The organism is Paenibacillus sp. FSL E2-8871, from assembly GCF_038000345.1.
Lineage (GTDB): Bacteria > Bacillota > Bacilli > Paenibacillales > Paenibacillaceae > Paenibacillus_AQ.
This window is the reverse complement of sequence record NZ_JBBOBV010000001.1, coordinates 15,094-30,928: the sequence shown is the minus strand read 5'-3', so window position 1 is coordinate 30,928 and position 15,835 is coordinate 15,094. Positions and strand designations below refer to the sequence as shown.

The 15,835-nt window shown below is 45.5% G+C and carries 17 protein-coding genes; 4 read left to right on the top strand and 13 right to left on the bottom strand.

What is annotated here, in order from left to right; all coding sequences use genetic code 11:
- Nucleotides 1-25: 25 nt before the first annotated feature.
- From hemG to hemE, 3 genes are read right to left on the bottom strand one after another with little or no spacing between them, the layout of a single operon-like run.
- A complete protein-coding gene (gene hemG / locus NYE25_RS00165; RefSeq protein ID WP_341144804.1) occupies nt 26-1,447 on the bottom strand; it encodes a protoporphyrinogen oxidase in 1,422 nt (473 codons plus the stop codon).
- Nucleotides 1,444-2,400, bottom strand: a complete 957-nt coding sequence (gene hemH / locus NYE25_RS00160) for a ferrochelatase (protein WP_139328657.1) — start codon at nt 2,398-2,400, stop codon at nt 1,444-1,446. Before hemH ends, hemG begins: the two co-directional genes overlap by 4 nt.
- A 35-nt stretch (nt 2,401-2,435) precedes the next feature.
- Nucleotides 2,436-3,497, bottom strand: coding sequence for a uroporphyrinogen decarboxylase (gene hemE / locus NYE25_RS00155; protein ID WP_341144803.1), 1,062 nt, complete (start codon nt 3,495-3,497; stop codon nt 2,436-2,438).
- 278 nt (nt 3,498-3,775) lie between these two features.
- Here hemE and NYE25_RS00150 point away from each other — a divergent pair, with 278 nt between their 5' ends.
- A complete protein-coding gene (locus NYE25_RS00150) occupies nt 3,776-4,996 on the top strand; it encodes an MFS transporter (protein WP_076298549.1) in 1,221 nt (406 codons plus the stop codon).
- A gap of 7 nt (nt 4,997-5,003) precedes the next feature.
- Here NYE25_RS00150 and NYE25_RS00145 read toward each other — a convergent pair whose 3' ends face one another.
- Complete coding sequence (locus tag NYE25_RS00145) at nt 5,004-5,633, bottom strand: O-methyltransferase (RefSeq protein WP_076283186.1); 630 nt, start codon at nt 5,631-5,633, stop codon at nt 5,004-5,006.
- A 198-nt stretch (nt 5,634-5,831) separates the two neighbouring features.
- Here NYE25_RS00145 and NYE25_RS00140 point away from each other — a divergent pair, with 198 nt between their 5' ends.
- Together NYE25_RS00140 and NYE25_RS00135 are read left to right on the top strand one after the other, a co-directional pair.
- Nucleotides 5,832-6,971 (top strand): THUMP domain-containing class I SAM-dependent RNA methyltransferase, encoded by a 1,140-nt coding sequence (locus tag NYE25_RS00140; RefSeq protein ID WP_076283187.1) that lies wholly within the window; start codon nt 5,832-5,834, stop codon nt 6,969-6,971.
- A gap of 203 nt (nt 6,972-7,174) precedes the next feature.
- On the top strand, nt 7,175-9,145 hold the full coding sequence (locus NYE25_RS00135) for an LTA synthase family protein (RefSeq protein WP_341147657.1): 1,971 nt from the start codon (nt 7,175-7,177) through the stop codon (nt 9,143-9,145).
- Between the two features lie 86 nt (nt 9,146-9,231).
- On the opposite strand, the gene NYE25_RS00130 is transcribed toward NYE25_RS00135, so the two are convergent.
- The 9 genes from NYE25_RS00130 to NYE25_RS00090 form a co-directional block, all read right to left on the bottom strand.
- Entirely contained in the window at nt 9,232-9,471 is a 240-nt protein-coding gene (locus NYE25_RS00130) for a DUF1450 domain-containing protein (protein ID WP_042126265.1), read from the bottom strand.
- 41 nt (nt 9,472-9,512) lie between these two features.
- Nucleotides 9,513-9,815, bottom strand: coding sequence for a HesB/IscA family protein (locus tag NYE25_RS00125; RefSeq protein ID WP_042126263.1), 303 nt, complete (start codon nt 9,813-9,815; stop codon nt 9,513-9,515).
- 125 nt (nt 9,816-9,940) lie between these two features.
- Nucleotides 9,941-10,192 carry a hypothetical protein gene (locus NYE25_RS00120; RefSeq protein WP_341144802.1) on the bottom strand — a complete coding sequence of 84 codons (252 nt, stop codon included), beginning with the start codon at nt 10,190-10,192 and terminating at the stop codon, nt 9,941-9,943.
- A 110-nt stretch (nt 10,193-10,302) separates the two neighbouring features.
- Entirely contained in the window at nt 10,303-11,511 is a 1,209-nt protein-coding gene (locus NYE25_RS00115; protein WP_076298551.1) for a M14 family metallopeptidase, read from the bottom strand.
- A 207-nt stretch (nt 11,512-11,718) separates the two neighbouring features.
- Nucleotides 11,719-12,525, bottom strand: a complete 807-nt coding sequence (gene racE, locus NYE25_RS00110) for a glutamate racemase (protein ID WP_076283405.1) — start codon at nt 12,523-12,525, stop codon at nt 11,719-11,721.
- A gap of 254 nt (nt 12,526-12,779) precedes the next feature.
- Nucleotides 12,780-13,232: a YtxH domain-containing protein gene (locus tag NYE25_RS00105; protein WP_341144801.1), complete on the bottom strand. Its 453-nt coding sequence runs from the start codon at nt 13,230-13,232 to the stop codon at nt 12,780-12,782.
- A gap of 100 nt (nt 13,233-13,332) precedes the next feature.
- Nucleotides 13,333-13,998: a helix-turn-helix transcriptional regulator gene (locus NYE25_RS00100; RefSeq protein WP_341053662.1), complete on the bottom strand. Its 666-nt coding sequence runs from the start codon at nt 13,996-13,998 to the stop codon at nt 13,333-13,335.
- A 59-nt stretch (nt 13,999-14,057) separates the two neighbouring features.
- Nucleotides 14,058-14,498 (bottom strand): DUF86 domain-containing protein, encoded by a 441-nt coding sequence (locus NYE25_RS00095; RefSeq protein WP_042186787.1) that lies wholly within the window; start codon nt 14,496-14,498, stop codon nt 14,058-14,060.
- A 210-nt stretch (nt 14,499-14,708) separates the two neighbouring features.
- Nucleotides 14,709-14,996: a Dabb family protein gene (locus NYE25_RS00090; RefSeq protein WP_341144800.1), complete on the bottom strand. Its 288-nt coding sequence runs from the start codon at nt 14,994-14,996 to the stop codon at nt 14,709-14,711.
- 164 nt (nt 14,997-15,160) lie between these two features.
- Here NYE25_RS00090 and NYE25_RS00085 point away from each other — a divergent pair, with 164 nt between their 5' ends.
- Entirely contained in the window at nt 15,161-15,745 is a 585-nt protein-coding gene (locus tag NYE25_RS00085) for a helix-turn-helix domain-containing protein (protein WP_076283191.1), read from the top strand.
- Nucleotides 15,746-15,835: the final 90 nt, after the last annotated feature.

The window sequence follows — 15,835 nt, the reverse complement described above, 5'->3', positions numbered from 1 at the left end:
TTCTAACTCTCCCGTAAATGAACAATTAATTCGATATACGCTTTGCAGCGCTTTGTGCTGTAAGCTTAGCCTGCTTAACACAATCGGGCATTGCCACTCCATCATATCCAGCTCCAAAGACATATATCCCAGGAAGTGTGGTCTCAAGCTCCCTATGGAATTTAGAAAGATTGTCAAGATGTCCAACAGGATACTGTGGCATCGAATGTTCCGAACGAGTAATTTCCGTGAATATAGGTTTCGCTGTAATGCCCATGATCTCTCGTAAATCCTTACTCACTAGCTCCGTAAGAGCCTCATCTGGAAGTTGAACATTCTGCTCATCTCCGGAACGGCCTACATGACAGCGCATAAGTACTTTATCATCTGGACTCGTATGCGGCCACTTCGTTGACGTCCATGTACAGGCAGTAATATTGCGCCCTTCCTTACGTGGCACAAGAAAACCTGCTCCAGCATCATCAATTTCGATATCCTTCTTGTCGAAGGCCATGACTAAGTTCGCAACCGATACATAATTTACCGCATCGAGTGCTGAAACATCCACATGTGGACGCAAAAGTTCGGCAGCAAAAGAATTTGGTGTGGTGATATATATTTCATCCGCAAGCAGCCGTTCGCCACTTTCCAGTTCTAGCTCATAACGAGAAGCATTAGTTCCTGTAGCATGTATAGAGACCACCGCAGCTTCAGTTCGCTGTTCTACATCATGCAGTTCATGAATCAAGCCATGCACGAGACTTTGTAGTCCTTTTCGAAATGTCAGAAAAGTGCTGTTCTTTGTGCTCGTATTTGTCTTGGAGAAATTCTGTTCTTTAATGATTCCACGAATAAGACCACCATACTGCCGCTCTACTTCTCCAAATTGCGGAAAGGTAGCCTGTAGGCTGACTTTGCGTAAATCCCCAGCATACATACCGGCTAATAGCGGTTCGGTCAAATTCTCCATCACTTCAGTACCTAAACGTCGCTCAATCAGCTGTCCGAGGGATTCATCGTCATTACTCCGCTTAGGAGGAAGGATCAAGTCCATCAGCGCGCGTATTTTGCCACCGAATGAAACCAGAGCACTTGATAGAAATGGCTTTAGTTCAGTAGGAATTCCAAGCACAAGACCGGAAGGCATAGGATGAAGCTTGTCACGCTGTAGTATATAGGTCTTCTCTGCCTTTGGATTTGTGTTCACAAGCTCGTGATCTAGCTCTAATTCCTTAGCCAATTCAATCATCTCTGTTTTGCTAGCTAAAAAAGAATCCGGACCCTTCTCAATCACAAATCCATCCCGGTGCAATGTTTCGATCTTCCCACCAAGAGTCTTGTCTTTCTCTAGCAGTACAATATCAGGTTTCACGCCAGCTTCTTTGTAAAACTTACGAATGTAAAAGGCGGCGCTGAGTCCACTCAGCCCACCGCCTATGATAACAATTCGCCTAGAGGGACCAGTCATGACTGACCGGCCGACATTTGATTCAGTCTTGTACGAACAACATCGCTCAATACGGACATGTACGCAGGATCGCTGTTTAATGATTCAATCCGCATAAGACGCATATCCAGCTCTGAAGCTACGGCTGTTGCCTCGATATCAAGGTCATACAGCACTTCTAAATGATCGGATACGAACCCGATCGGTGCCACTAGAACATACTCTACCTGTTCCTTGCTAAGCTGCTGAAGTGTATCCAGAATATCTGGTCCAAGCCATGGTTCAGCAGTCCGTCCTGCACTTTGCCACGTAAACTGCCAATTGGTTATCCCCGCTTGATCTGCAATAGCCTTTGAGGTCTCCAATAGTTGATCTTTATAAGGATCCCCCATAGCTAGAATACGCTCTGGAAGACTATGCGCGCTAAATAATACCCTTATCTCATCGCGAGTAGCGCCTGCTTCGATATATTGATCTATTTTCGCAGTTACTCTCCGGCTTAGAACATCGATCAATACTGGGTGCATATGGTAACTCTCCACAAAACCCATGTTGATTTTACATGCATCAGCCTTTTCCTGAGCACGTTTGATGTAACCACCCACGCTCATGCTTGAATAGTGAGGGGCAAGCACAACACCAACCGCTTGGGTAATGCCGTCCTTCGCCATAGCCTCGACGCCGTCCTCAATAAACGGATAGGCATGCTTCAAACCCTGATAGCAGACAAATTCAACATCCGCCCCAGCTTTATCCGCGTTTAATGCTGCCTGTAATGCAGCTACTTGACGGTCTGTGTTCTCCCGCAGCGGGAATACACCCCCGACGATCGCTTCATAGCGATCTGTTAATTCTTTAAGCTGCTCCGCTGTCGGCGGATTACCTCGCCGAATATGAGTGTAATATGCTTCAACGTCTTCTAAGCTTTTAGGAGTGCCATACGACATGACGAGAACACCTATTTTTGCTGTCACGGATTCCATCCCCTTATAGATTTAATAGGCTATTTTTAAGAACGCAGTTTGGCTGATTCTTTCAATACTTCCTGTGAATATTCGTGAATATATTCCGTTAATTCTCTAAGCTTCTCTAAAGAAGCCTCCGGGAATAAGCCGTGACCCAGATTGAAGATATATCCCGGCTCTTGTACCCCTTCATCAATTAACGCTTTCGCTTGCTCCTTCAAGACGTCCATCGGCGCTGTAAGTAAATACGGATCCAGGTTGCCTTGAATCGCAAATTTCCCACCGGTTCTGCGGCGACCTTCGGACAAGCTCACACGCCAGTCCACCCCGATTACATCCGCTTGAAGCTTCGTAAGACTCGATAGCAATTCGCCAGAGCTTACGCCAGGAAAGTATATTTTCGGTACATCAAGATCGGATAATTCGGAAAAAATACGAGAAACCGTCGGTAACACATACTTTTCAAAATCGCGAGGCGCAAGGGCACCGACCCAGCTGTCGAACAATTGAAACGCTTTTCCACCACTACGCACGTGACTGCGGAGGTAAGCGATAATCATATCGCCGAGCTTGTCCATTAACATTTCCCAGACACGGGGTTCACTGTACATTAGCTCTTTAGTCCGAATATATCCTTTGGAAGGTCTGCCTTCGATCAGATAGCTGGCAATTGTAAACGGTGCGCCTGCGAAAGTAATCAAGGGCACGTCCAGCTCCTTATCCAGAATTGCAATCGTCTCCAAAATATGTCCGAGATCGCCTTCAACATCAATGGGCTTCAGTCTCTCGACATCTGCTGCAGAGCGAATCGGATTCTCGATCACAGGGCCAATATCTTTGACGATATCAAATTTCACACCGATAGAAGCGACCGGATTCATAATGTCTGAATACAAAATGGCCGCGTCCACACCTAGCTTGCGCACAGGCATCAAGGTTACTTCAGCCGCCAACTCAGGCTGTTTGCAGATTTCAAGCAATGAGTACTTTTCCTTGATTTTACGGTACTCGGGATCATAACGGCCGGCCTGCCGCATGTACCATACGGGAACGTGCTCCGTATCCTGCTTTCTGCAGGCGCGGATAAAAGTGTCGTTGTAGGTCATGATAAGATCTCCATTATATTTTATAAGATTTTTTAAAATAAACGCTTACCGTCCTAATAAGGACGCCGATGGCGTTTATGCTTGATCGGCATACTTACTATTATGCCCTTTTTAAAAGGTTGTAACAAGCAAAACGAAGATCGTGGAATGACAATCCTATGACATTACTATGACATGTATTGCACTTTTGAAGCTAAAAAAATGATATACTGATAAAATGTCTATTTTTCTGTGAATCATGTATTTTCTGAAATTCTTTGAAAGGAAGTGAAAGCACTTTGAAGAAATGGGAGACATGGAAGGTCAACCTCTTAGTGCTTTGGTTCGGACAATTCTTGGTAAATGCCGGAATGACGATGATTACACCGTTCCTGACCTTGTATCTTGCTAAGGATCTTGGAGTTCAGGGTGAGCATGAAATTGGAATTTGGGCGGGCCTTATTTTTGCCGCAAACTTTTTAACTTCTTTCATTTTCCAGCCACTATGGGGAAAACTTGCTGACAAATATGGACGTAAAATCATGCTCCTGCGCTCCAGCTTTGGCATGGCTATCGTTATGGTGTTGATGGGCTTCGCACAATCCCCTATGCAGCTGCTCTTACTGCGACTGCTAAACGGTACAATCTCCGGCTTCAATCCTGCTTCCATCGCACTCGTTTCGGGTACTACTCCGAAAGCACGTATGGGATTTTCGATGGGGCTGATGCAGTCGGGTTCTGTTGCAGGTACCATCCTTGGACCACTTATTGGTGGTTTTCTTGCTGATTTAATCGGATTTCGTCCGATCTTTTATGTCGTTGGCGCCTTGCTCTTCATCGCCTCTCTGCTGGCATTATTTCTCGTTAAAGAGAAATTCGATCGTGCAGAAGCCGCACAGGAGCCACAGGTGTCAGTAATGGAGGGCTTGAAGGAATTGATCAAAATCCCTCAGCTCCCGGCGCTGTTTGGTGTAACCTTTTTGCTGCAATTTGCAATGATCAGCCCCATGGCCTTGCTGCCACTGTACGTTGAAAAGTTAAATGGGCCTGCTGAGAATATAGCCTTTTTAGCCGGAATGGTCAGCGCAGTTACAGGGATCTCCAACATGCTGGCTTCCCCCTTGCTCGGCAAGCTGAGTGATAAAGTCGGCGCACACCGCATTCTGACCTACGCGTTAATCGGGGCCTCGCTATTCCTGATTCCGCAAGCATTCGTTACTAGCGTGTGGCAGCTAATTATTGTCCGTTTTCTCATGGGGATTTTTATGGGCGGCCTATTGCCCAGCGTTAATGCGCTTATCCGGTCATATACCCCTGACGGGAAAGAAAGCCGCGCATTCGGCTTCAACGGCAGCACATTGTCACTGGGCAATATGCTGGGAGCTATCATAGGCGGCTTTCTATCTGGTTATATTGGTATTGAGGGACTGTTTATCATCTCCGGAAGCTTGTTGCTGTTAAACACCTTATGGGTTCGGGTTAAGCTATACAAAGCTACTCCGCCACGGCTATTTCGCTAATCTTCTGCTATTTCACCATAGCCAACGCCAGTCCATCATAGGCTGGCAGACAAGTGCTGATCAGACGGTCATCGGTGGCGATCATTTCATTGAAATGCCGTACAGCCAGAATGGCAGGTCCATTTCGATCAGTATTTAGCGTCCGTCCGCGGAGAAAGATATTATCACCAGCAATAATCGCTCCTGGATTAGCCATCTTGATGGCATATTCCAAGTAATTGGTATAGTTAATCTTGTCTGCGTCGATAAAGAAGAAATCGAACTTAGCGCCCTCTGCTTCAAGTGCCTTCAGGCTGTCCATTGCAGGACCGATTCTATATTCCGTAGAATCACCGAATCCGGCCAGTTCTAAATTACGGCGAGCAAGCTCGGCATAATCGGCCCTCAGCTCTAGTGAAGTCAGCGTGCCACCTTCAGTAAAGCCGCGAGATAAGCAAATCCCGCTGTAGCCACCAAGTGCGCCAATCTCCAAAATACGCGTGGAGCGAGACAATCTAACAAGCATAGTGAGTAGTCTTCCGTACCCCGGCTCGACAGACACCTCCGGCATACCCGCTTGGACGATAGCTTCTTTTACCTGAAGCAGGATTTCGTCCTCGGTATAAAGTTGTTCACTGTATTCTTCTTGGGTAAGCATAAAGATTCTCCTTTGATGATCCCCCGTTTTCTCGAATGAAGGGATGACGGGGAAGATTTTATGATTTATGGAATGCCGGGCATTGTGAAGTGTCCCGCATTCCCCTATACTTGTATGGATGCTTTTCTTATGGTATTGGCTTTTCTTATTGTACTGGCTTTTTGTATTTATCTACAAGTTAAACGGAGTTGAGAGTATTTGAGCAAATTACAATTAATCGCTACTGCCCCTATGGGATTAGAAGCTGTAGTAGCGCGCGAATTAAACGAACTGGGTTATGAGACCACGGTCGAGAACGGTCGTGTATTGTTCAGTGGTGATTATATCGACATCTGTCGCTGTAATTTATGGCTGCGTACATCCGACCGCGTATTAGTAAAAATGGGTCAATTCCCCGCTAAAACCTTCGATGAGTTATTTGAGGGTGTTAAAGCGCTGCCTTGGGAAGACTGGATTCCCGAGAATGGAGAATTCCCGGTTGAAGGACGATCCCATAAATCACAACTAACGAGTGTACCCGCTTCCCAAGGGATTGTCAAAAAAGCTATCGTCGAGAAGCTGAAGCTCTCCTATCATACGGACTGGTTCCCAGAGAACGGACCTCGATATGTGATCGAAGTGATTCTGTTAAACGATATCGCGCTTATTACGCTAGACACTACCGGACCTGCTCTTCACAAACGCGGATACCGCAGACAGGCTACAGAAGCGCCACTGAAGGAAACGATGGCAGCCGCTTTAATCCAGCTTAGCCGCTGGAATGGCCACCGTCCGCTATATGATCCATGTTGTGGTTCGGGAACATTGTTGATCGAAGCCGCGATGATCGCTTGGAATATCGCACCGGGACTACGGCGTTCCTTCCCTTCAGAACATTGGCCAGTCATCCCTAAGTATCTGTGGGAGGAAGCTCGCGAAGAAGCTTTCGATGCCGTGCGAGATGATTATCCATTGCAGCTAACCGGCACGGATATCGATCCTGCTGCTATAGAAATTGCTGAAGCCGCTGCTAAAAGCGCCGGCCTGTCCGGAGAAATAACCTTCACCGTGATGGCTGCCGCCAAAGCAAGACCCCAAGGCGAATACGGCTGTATCATTACCAACCCGCCATATGGTGAACGGATCAGTAATGATAAAGAGGTGGAGAAGCTGACTCGCCAGTTTGGTGAAATGATGCTGTACCTACCGACTTGGTCATTCTTCGCGATTAGTCCTTATAAGGAATTCGAACAATATTACGGCCGTAAAGCGGACAAGCGTCGCAAGTTGTATAACGGACGTATTGAGTGTCAATATTATCAATACTTGGGTCCACTTCCACCTAGAAATCCGAAATAATTCGGAAGACAATTACGCCAAGCATGAACGGCTTCGGCGTCCTTAAAAGGACGGTAAGCGTTTATGCGAGAAATATAAGAACGGACATCTACCTCGATTGAGGACGGTGTCCGTTTCTTCTTACATACTCAACTTCTGTGCTAGGAGGCTTTAACGTGTCACGAGATCCATTTAGTAGGATCAGCTCATCCATAACGGATAGAATGATCACTATTGTCCGCTCCCGTTATATTGGTTACATCCTTTTTCTTGTCCTTATGCTCGCTAAGCTAATGTTTCTTCACAGCGGCCTGCATGCCCCTAATATTGATATGAACCGTCTCGACAAGCTCATTGCTCTCGGTTCAGTTATGCTGTTATCATTTTGGGTGTTATGGCTCCCTCGACGTGGACAAACCATAGCCCTGATAATCATAAACGTGCTCCTGACATCTCTTATTTATTCTGATATTGTCTACTATCGCTACTTTCAGGATTTCATCACCGTTCCCGTTCTTTTTCAAGCCGGACAGATGGATGCACTTGGCGGAAGTATCTTTGCACTACTCCGTCCCTCTGATCTCTACTTGTTCGCGGATTGGCTGATATTTCTGGTTTACACCATTTGGGTAGTGTTATTCCGTCGGAACACGCCTGCCTATAATAATGGACAGCCTTCCTATTATGCTCGCACAAGTCTTTTTCGTCCCTCTTCACGCTTTATGAGAGGACTAAGACGGAGCGTTAACGGGGTCGTTGCATTGGTATTAGGCTGTATTCTGACCTTTGGCCCTATCCACTCTTACGCCACTACGTGGGCCAAGGGTTTATTCACTGGTAACTGGTGGAGCTTGGCGATGTATAACGTTACTGGACTCATTGGATTTCACGGTTATGATATTTACTTGTATGCCAAAGATCATTTAGGCCCGCAGCCTGAGCTTTCACAAAAGGAAGCCAGCTCCATGAAGCTCTGGTTCAATGAACACAATGCTGAGCAAAGTGTTCTTAACGACAGCTTTGGAAAATACAGCGGAAGCAACATCGTTGTTATTCAGGCCGAAGCTTTTATGAATTTTGTAGTGGGACGATCGATCAATGGACAAGAGGTCACACCTAATTTGAACGCTCTAATCAAAGAGAATACCTACTTCAGTAATTACTATCATCAGACCTCACAAGGACGAACCTCCGATGCGGATTTCGCCTCGAATGGTTCACTGTATCCGCTGGTCTCCGGCTCAGTATTTGTCCGTTACCCGGATCATCAATTTGACACGTTACCTGCCATTTTGAAGTCCAAGGGCTATAGCACCAATGCCTTCCATGCGTATGAAGGAAGCTTCTGGAATCGGCAGATTATGTATAAGGCGATGGGGTACGACCATTTTTATAGCAAAAAAGACTTTAAGATCGACGAACCCCTAGGCTGGTCATTGGGAGATAAATCATTCCTGCGGCAGTCCCTAAATATTATGGATTCTGTAGAATCGATCCAGAAGCCCTTTTACTCTTTTTTGACTACACTATCTAGTCATCACCCATATTCTCTCCCTGCGGCTAAGCAAGGGCTTGATACCGGGGAGTTTAAAGGTACCATCTTCGGAGATTATTTGCAGGCTGTTCATTATACAGATGAAGCTCTAGGTGAATTGGTGAGTGATATGAAGCAGCGTGGGTTGTGGGATAACACGATCCTTGCCTTTTATGGAGATCATGATAACTCGATCCAAGAAACCTCTTATTACGAACAATTTCTTGGTAAAAGCTTAAATAAGCTCGACATGCATCAAATCATGCATCAAGTTCCATTACTCATTCATCTGCCGGGTAATAACACCTCGGTGATTGATTCTAATCCGGCTGGTCAATTGGATCTCACACCTTCCTTACTCCATCTGCTTGGGATCTCACAAGATCCTTATTATCTCATGGGTAATAATCTGTTCAGTGGCAAAGAGCGACTTGTGACACTGCGAACCGGTGCCTTTGCCGATGCGAAGCGCTCCTATCTTCCAAGTGAAAATGGACAATTCAACAGTGGCACCTGTTATAGCCTCGACAGCCGCGAAGCCATTGACGTTGCGGGGTGCAGCACCGGGTTCGAGACAAGTAAGCAGCGACTGCAAATCTCAGACGATATCATGAAATACGATGGCATCAAGATGCTCCGAAAGGAAGAATCTGCACCATAAAAATTTCATTTATAAAACAAAAAGCCCTAAACTCCGTCATCAACACGGGTTTAGGGCTTTTTAAGTTGATGGATAAGACCTCTGCATTATTTCTGAACGGCCGGTTGCTTGATAAAAGCTTCTACCTTCTTCAACACTTCTTCCTCTGTTGGAGCACTTACATAACGACCATTAACATATACAAAGGCCCGTTTGCCACATGGACCACAGTACGACTTACAGCCGACCTTGATCTCTGCATCAGGCGCCATCTTTTGCAGTTTGGGTATGATACTCTTCAATTTCATAAAATTACATTCATCGCACACTTGTATATCGTTAGCCATGGAGCAACCCTTCTTTATGTCCCAAATTTAAGGCGAAACGTTTAGTGATCGCCGTGATTACCTTTAGACGGATTAGTAATGACAAAACCTTCTTCAGGAAGATATAAATAATCAACGACCACACCATCAAGGAGCGGTTGATTCGGATCAAGAATAACATCGATTTCTTTATCTGTCGAGACTACAACATCATTCTCATTAGGCGTGTCCAAATCCAGTCCGTAGTGAGCATGATCACCGTGAGCATGCGTAATCGCTACACGAAGCTTCAACTCGCTGTTTCCTTCAAGTTCCATTTGTTTCTTTATCACTTTAGCCGCATTGCGGGTAATTTTGACCTTCATCTATCATCCATCTCCTAGTACTTAAATTAAATACTCAATTACCTATTTTAAAGGTAAATGATATCTAAAAGCAACTATATTAACAAATTAGATACACAATCCGAGGTAGATCTCACTTCACTGCCTCATTTTCCGGCCTGAAGTGCCGGGTATTTCCGTCCCATCCGTGACACGAACCAGCCCATAAGAAGCATCGTCACACCAATATCATCGATCGGTAAAAAAGGCATAAAATCCGGCAACACCCAATAGAGCATCACTGGGATTGTGAATAAAAGCTTGTCCCCTATTGCGACTTTAGGGGAGATCACATATCGCCAGGAACTACTGAAGATAGTAGACCATTGTTTCAGTGACAGCAATTTTTTCAGTTTCATAGTGACCCTCCTCCCAAGTAAAAAGGATACAGCCGCGGATAACATGTAGTGACGACAGCGGCCATACCCTATGGTTTATGTTACGCAAGTCTACTGTAATTGTTTCATAATTATTTCACATTGGATAGTATCGTCCCCAAAATTAGACCCGTTTCTAGCGCCATATCCTCAAAATCTGCCAGTGGCAACGGATTTTTACCGATCCCCAGCTCTACTGTAAATCCTGGTTTACGAAAGGTCTGGATGAACCAATCCTTATACCCGGCATCGCTGCCAGTTAATTCGACTGCACGATAGCTGCTCGCAGCGGCCAACCGTGTTGCTAATTCGCGGCTTTCGGGAGGCTCATATCCCCGGTAATTCCAGTAGATTTCTCCTCCTTGGCTATGCAAAGACACTGCAGCTTCTCCGGGCGCGTTCTCAGCAAGTACCGCTAGAGCGGCTGCCTCAGGTTCACTTAGCGCCTCAGGACCACTGTAATCACGCGGAGAGGGCAGGATTACACCACGGCGTTCTCGTTCCTCTTCCCAATGAGCAGGGAACTGATCCCCGAGATCCACACCGCGTATATTGGCCTTCCAATGGCGAAAACTCCGCCGTCCCCCGTTCCATTTCATAAGGTCCTCATAATAAGGGTGGCCTGGTAAAACGCCCTCCTGCACTAACTCCACGCCGTCAGGGTTAGCCATGGGTACAGCCCATAGGGTCCAATTATTGTACCATTCCTCTGGACGATGACCATTCCATGCCAAACCTTTAGCATAAGCTGCTGCATACTCTTCTATGAACGACATCAGGCAAGGCGAGGTCAGCCATTCATTAGCATGTAGAGCCGCATTAACATGCAAATGGCGGGTTCCATTGCCTATTTTAAGCACATGAATTGGCTTGCCGAGCACACTGTTGCCAATTGGATATGCTTGTATAAAAGGATATTGTGCAATCAGACTGCTGATATCGTTCTCAACATCAACCGGACCGTACTCTCCACGTAAGAATACCACTCGCTCTGGAATCGGAGGCGGAATGACGAGCACTTTTCCCGGTGTACAAAAGCGCCCTGAGGACACACCTGGATTAAGCTTCTCCAAATCATCTAAACTCACATTGAATAATGAGGTTATGCGTTCAAGATCGTCCCCTTCCTGCACCGCATACCTTTTACGTGGCGAAGACGGCAGAAATAAAACCTGGCCCGGATATAAATAAGACTGTCTCCCAACCCATGGATTGCCTTGAATGACATGCTCAGGGGTTAATCCATGCAGGGCGGCAATTCGGCTTACGGTATCTCCCCTGCTTGCAATATATTGTCGCATTAGGTCTCATCCTCTCGGCCTTAAATTGCTGATACGGTGGATACAAAAATAGCAGCAAACAGCACTTAACTCTATTGTATGCAAGAGCCACTACCCTGCATGAAGGAGAAATGAATCACAAGAAAATAGGCTGGGAATTATGCTTCCCAGCCTATTTTATCTTACACTCCGTAGAGTTTGTCCCTATTCAATTCAACATTGCTCTGCTTATAACGTGGATACTTGCCATACTACTGGGGTACGTTTAATTTGTTCTCCAAGCCAGTCTCGGGCAATTCGCTGAAACATTTCAGCATCACCACTGCAGAAGAACTGATGAATTGGACTTTCATCCCCGATGGACAGCTTGCCTTTATCGTATAAAATCGTGCTGATCTCACGAGCTGTCTCATCTGCGGAACTGATCAGTTTGACTCCCGGTCCCATGGTCTCTCCAATAGGCTCAACAAGAAATGGATAATGAGTGCATCCTAAAATTAAAGTATCGATGTTATTATCTTTAATGCCTTCCAATGCCTGCTCTACAATTTCATAACTTATCTCAGAGCGGAACATGCCTTGCTCAACGAGTGGGACAAGTGCTGGGCAGGCTTGACTTACAACCTCAACAAAAGGAGACAGCTGCTTTAGTGCGTTAGTATAAGCCCCGCTGCCGATGGTTCCTATTGTACCGATCACGCCGACATGTCCGCTTTTGGTCGCGCTAATTGCAGCACGGGCTCCGGGATGAATCACCCCAATGACAGGGATAGAGACCTTGGCTGAGATATAATCGAGTGCCGCTGCTGTTGCGGTATTACAAGCGATAACAATCATTTTAGGATTAAACTGGATCAAATAATCTACAATTTGTTCTGTAAACAGTGTTACTTCCTCGGTCGAACGGGGTCCGTACGGAGCTCGGGCCGTATCTCCGAAATAAATGATTTTCTCCCGCGGGAGCTGCCTCATCACTTCTTTGACAACTGTTAGCCCTCCCACACCTGAGTCTAATATTGCAATAGCTTGCTGCACGAACACACCGCTTCCTTCTACTTGTTTTGTGTAGCTTATGTAAGCCGAAAACAAAATGTACCTGACTTTCAGCCCCAATTGCAGATATTACTCCTTTTGGACTCTTAGTTCAAGCCAAGACTTTTTCCATCATTTAACAGGTCTATAAGAATGAAATAAAAAAGCCACCTTCCGCCCAATGCGAAAAAGCGGCTCTATTAAAAGAGAATAAGTACTTTTTGACCGTAAAACCAAACACTCCATCCACTGTTTCATTATGCGATTTCGTTATTATCCTTGTCATCTGGCTGAGCTTCTTCAAGACTAGCTTCTTCACTGCTTACTTCTTCATTTACAGGCGATACCTCTAACTCCGTTACCTCTTCCAAAGTGGCCGCTGCCTCTTGAATCGTTTCTTCCGTAGCAATTCCACTTACTGCTACAGTAGCAGTATCTTCTTCTGCAGCAGTAGAACATGATTTGCTCCATTCGCGAACCTCATGGACTACATGACCTAAAGAATCCTTAGCTTTGTCATACAGCTCAACGCTCTTGTCTCCAGCCTGCACGGCAATTCCCTGTACCTTTTCAATGCCAGCAGCTGTTCCTTCCGCAATATCCTTGCGCAGCTCTTTACCTGGCTTAGGCGCGAACAGAAGTGCTGTCACTGATCCAACCACACTTCCGACTAAAGCTCCCCATAACAAACCTTTTGTGTCCTTTTTCATCGTTTCATCTCTCCTTTAAATTCATTGCTCCCCGCTCTACCGGGCTAATGCCTATATCTGCTATATCATAAGCAGGAAGAGTTTGTCTTGTGACTAATTATTACAACTTTTCAGAAGTTTTGTCTGTTACATTTTTGGGTGCAATTGCGTATCGGCAGCATTGTCCGCCTTCTGCCATACATTCACTTCGTGTAACCTTAGCATCCAGCAATTCCTCAAATAGGCTATGCTCGCATTGACAAGCTTTACGATACTGAGTAGCCACCTGGCGAATCGGGCAGTTGTATTCTTTTATGACATACGAACCATCCTCTTCACGGTTCCACTCTGCCATATATCCACCAGCATTTTGGATCGACGATAACTCAGCTACTCGCTCTTCCAAATTCCGGCGTTCCATCATGGGTGCATACTGGGTGAGCATCCGGCGACGGCGTCCCTCAAACAATGTATTAACAGCTTCCAATCCACTGCCATAATCCAATTCACGCAGAAGCTCCAAAGCCAGATTGTGATAGCTTTTTGGAAAATACTCTTCGGACTTCTCCGTTAAAGAATACATATGTAAAGGCCGCCCCATCGCTTGCCGAACCACTTTTGTCTTAGCAAGTCCCTCCTGCTCCAGCTGAAGCACATGACGACGGACACCCATCTCTGTAATTCCCAATTCTTCTGCCAGCGCGCCGATGGTCAGTGGTCCTTTCGTCTTCAGGAGCGTCATAATCAAGTGTCTTGTCGATCCATTTTCCTGCCCCATCTTCATCATAAAGGAACCCCCTCTCTTTCACGGCTACCGCCTATTTTATATGATTCTATCTTATGCTATTATAGCGTTACACCGGACCCAAGTTCCTGATCCAAATAATTCCCTACTTCAACAGCAAACTTCTCTAGCACCTCTGAAAGGATTGGTGTGAGCGGGTGTAGTGCTTCTCTTTCCCAGGCAAAATAATCCTGCACGAGCGGCTTACGAAGTGCGACAAGCTCTATCAATCGCTCGTAGATCTCACTTTTACCTAGCACTTTTTCTTCATGTATAATTGAAATGATATCCTCATAACTTCCGGCATCACGCATAATAAAACCGTCAATCAGACAACTACCAACGTCCGTAACCACCTCTATCGCCAGATGAAGGCAGCGTTCTTGTATTAGTCCGGTTAAAGTATTGCCATCCCATGAAGCTGTTACAGTCCGAAGACCTGTAGTTATATCTGGGATTTGAGCAAGAATGGTTTCGATTTGTTTGCGGTTGACATAATACACAGCAAAACCCCCATGTCAAAAATAGTTAGAGAAATCTGCATTATCCCTACTTACCGCGTTTGCCGCGGCGTTTCAGCCAAAAGAACATAATGAAACATGCCGCAAGAAAAACGACCAAATAAGTTAACGCTTCCATCGGATACTCGAGCTCACGCATTCCTGTCACCGCTTCCGGTATAAAATGATGATGCTTGTTAATCAGCAGATCGCTTAAATTACGTAATCGACAGCAATTGAAAGTTCTTTAACTTCATTAATATGAGCTATAACTTCCTTATGCGCCGGATGAACCTGATAAGCCTGTAAATCATCCAGAGAAGCTACCACCGTAACTAGAGCAATATCAAAGGATCGATCAGAATGAATGATATCAGCACCCACTTCAATCGAAAGGAGCTGCGGGATTTTACCTTCCATATTTCGCAGTACGGCTACCGTTGCCTCAACGCTTTCTTCGGACCGGTCCTTCAATTTAAAAAACACAATATGCTTGATCATTCTATCTCGCTCCCTGTTGTAATATTGTAATTAGATATTAAAAATATATCATAAGCGTACGCGTTCTGGAAGAAACTTAAAAAGTGATGTCAGAAATAGCAGCATTAACCATTGCCGATGTATATGAAAGTGTTGTAGTATATTTTTAAAAAATCGGAGGAATTATGCCTAGTAACCAACAAGAAACTCATAATATCCAGGCGTGGTCTCTGATCAACCGCAAATATCTTGGACAAGGCGTTCGTGTAAAAAGATTCCGCCGTCCAAAGCGCAGCCAGATTAGAAACCGTGTGTTACTTGCTGTATTGATGGCTAAGGATATCAAACTTTCACGACTCGCAGAAGATCTTGGTATATCCTCTCGCAGCGTAAGCGCCTGGGTATACGAAGGTCGTATCCCTTCCAACAATAACATTGACAAGACCTGCCGCCTACTCGGGTACCCGCCCCACATTTTGTTCAATGAAGCACTGATTCGTCAGAGTCCAATTGTATGTCAACCAACTCCTTCACGATTTATGAAAAGAAGTATTACCAGTTCGCCTCGCAGCAATGTGATTCTAACCGGCCTCTGTATGGTTTACGATTTTTCCGTAACCGATGTAAGTATTTGGATAGGTGTTCATCCCGGGACGTTTCGAAAATGGTTGCATAGCAGCCATCTGCCTACCCCTGCTCTGCAGGAAAAAGCCGAAACCTTCTTCCGAATTCCACGACATATTCTATTTGCAGACTGCGGAACGCTCTAATGTGATCCTATCGCTTAATAAGTTCAAGGCCAGCCCTTCTTCCTTAATTAGGAGAAGGGTTTTTTGCCATATTTTTTTCTTAAAAAAGGG

Excerpts from the sequence above, each read along its gene's own strand:
- hemG (WP_341144804.1), bottom strand. The coding sequence starts at position 1,447 with ATGACTGGTCCCTCTAGGCGAATTGTTATCATAGGCGGTGGGCTGAGT.
- hemE (WP_341144803.1), bottom strand. The coding sequence starts at position 3,497 with ATGACCTACAACGACACTTTTATCCGCGCCTGCAGAAAGCAGGATACG.
- NYE25_RS00145 (WP_076283186.1), bottom strand. The coding sequence starts at position 5,633 with ATGCTTACCCAAGAAGAATACAGTGAACAACTTTATACCGAGGACGAA.
- NYE25_RS00135 (WP_341147657.1), top strand. The coding sequence starts at position 7,175 with ATGATCACTATTGTCCGCTCCCGTTATATTGGTTACATCCTTTTTCTT.
- NYE25_RS00130 (WP_042126265.1), bottom strand. The coding sequence starts at position 9,471 with ATGGCTAACGATATACAAGTGTGCGATGAATGTAATTTTATGAAATTG.
- NYE25_RS00125 (WP_042126263.1), bottom strand. The coding sequence starts at position 9,815 with ATGAAGGTCAAAATTACCCGCAATGCGGCTAAAGTGATAAAGAAACAA.
- NYE25_RS00120 (WP_341144802.1), bottom strand. The coding sequence starts at position 10,192 with ATGAAACTGAAAAAATTGCTGTCACTGAAACAATGGTCTACTATCTTC.
- NYE25_RS00115 (WP_076298551.1), bottom strand. The coding sequence starts at position 11,511 with ATGCGACAATATATTGCAAGCAGGGGAGATACCGTAAGCCGAATTGCC.
- NYE25_RS00105 (WP_341144801.1), bottom strand. The coding sequence starts at position 13,232 with ATGAAAAAGGACACAAAAGGTTTGTTATGGGGAGCTTTAGTCGGAAGT.
- NYE25_RS00100 (WP_341053662.1), bottom strand. The coding sequence starts at position 13,998 with ATGATGAAGATGGGGCAGGAAAATGGATCGACAAGACACTTGATTATG.
- NYE25_RS00090 (WP_341144800.1), bottom strand. The coding sequence starts at position 14,996 with ATGATCAAGCATATTGTGTTTTTTAAATTGAAGGACCGGTCCGAAGAA.
- NYE25_RS00085 (WP_076283191.1), top strand. The coding sequence starts at position 15,161 with ATGCCTAGTAACCAACAAGAAACTCATAATATCCAGGCGTGGTCTCTG.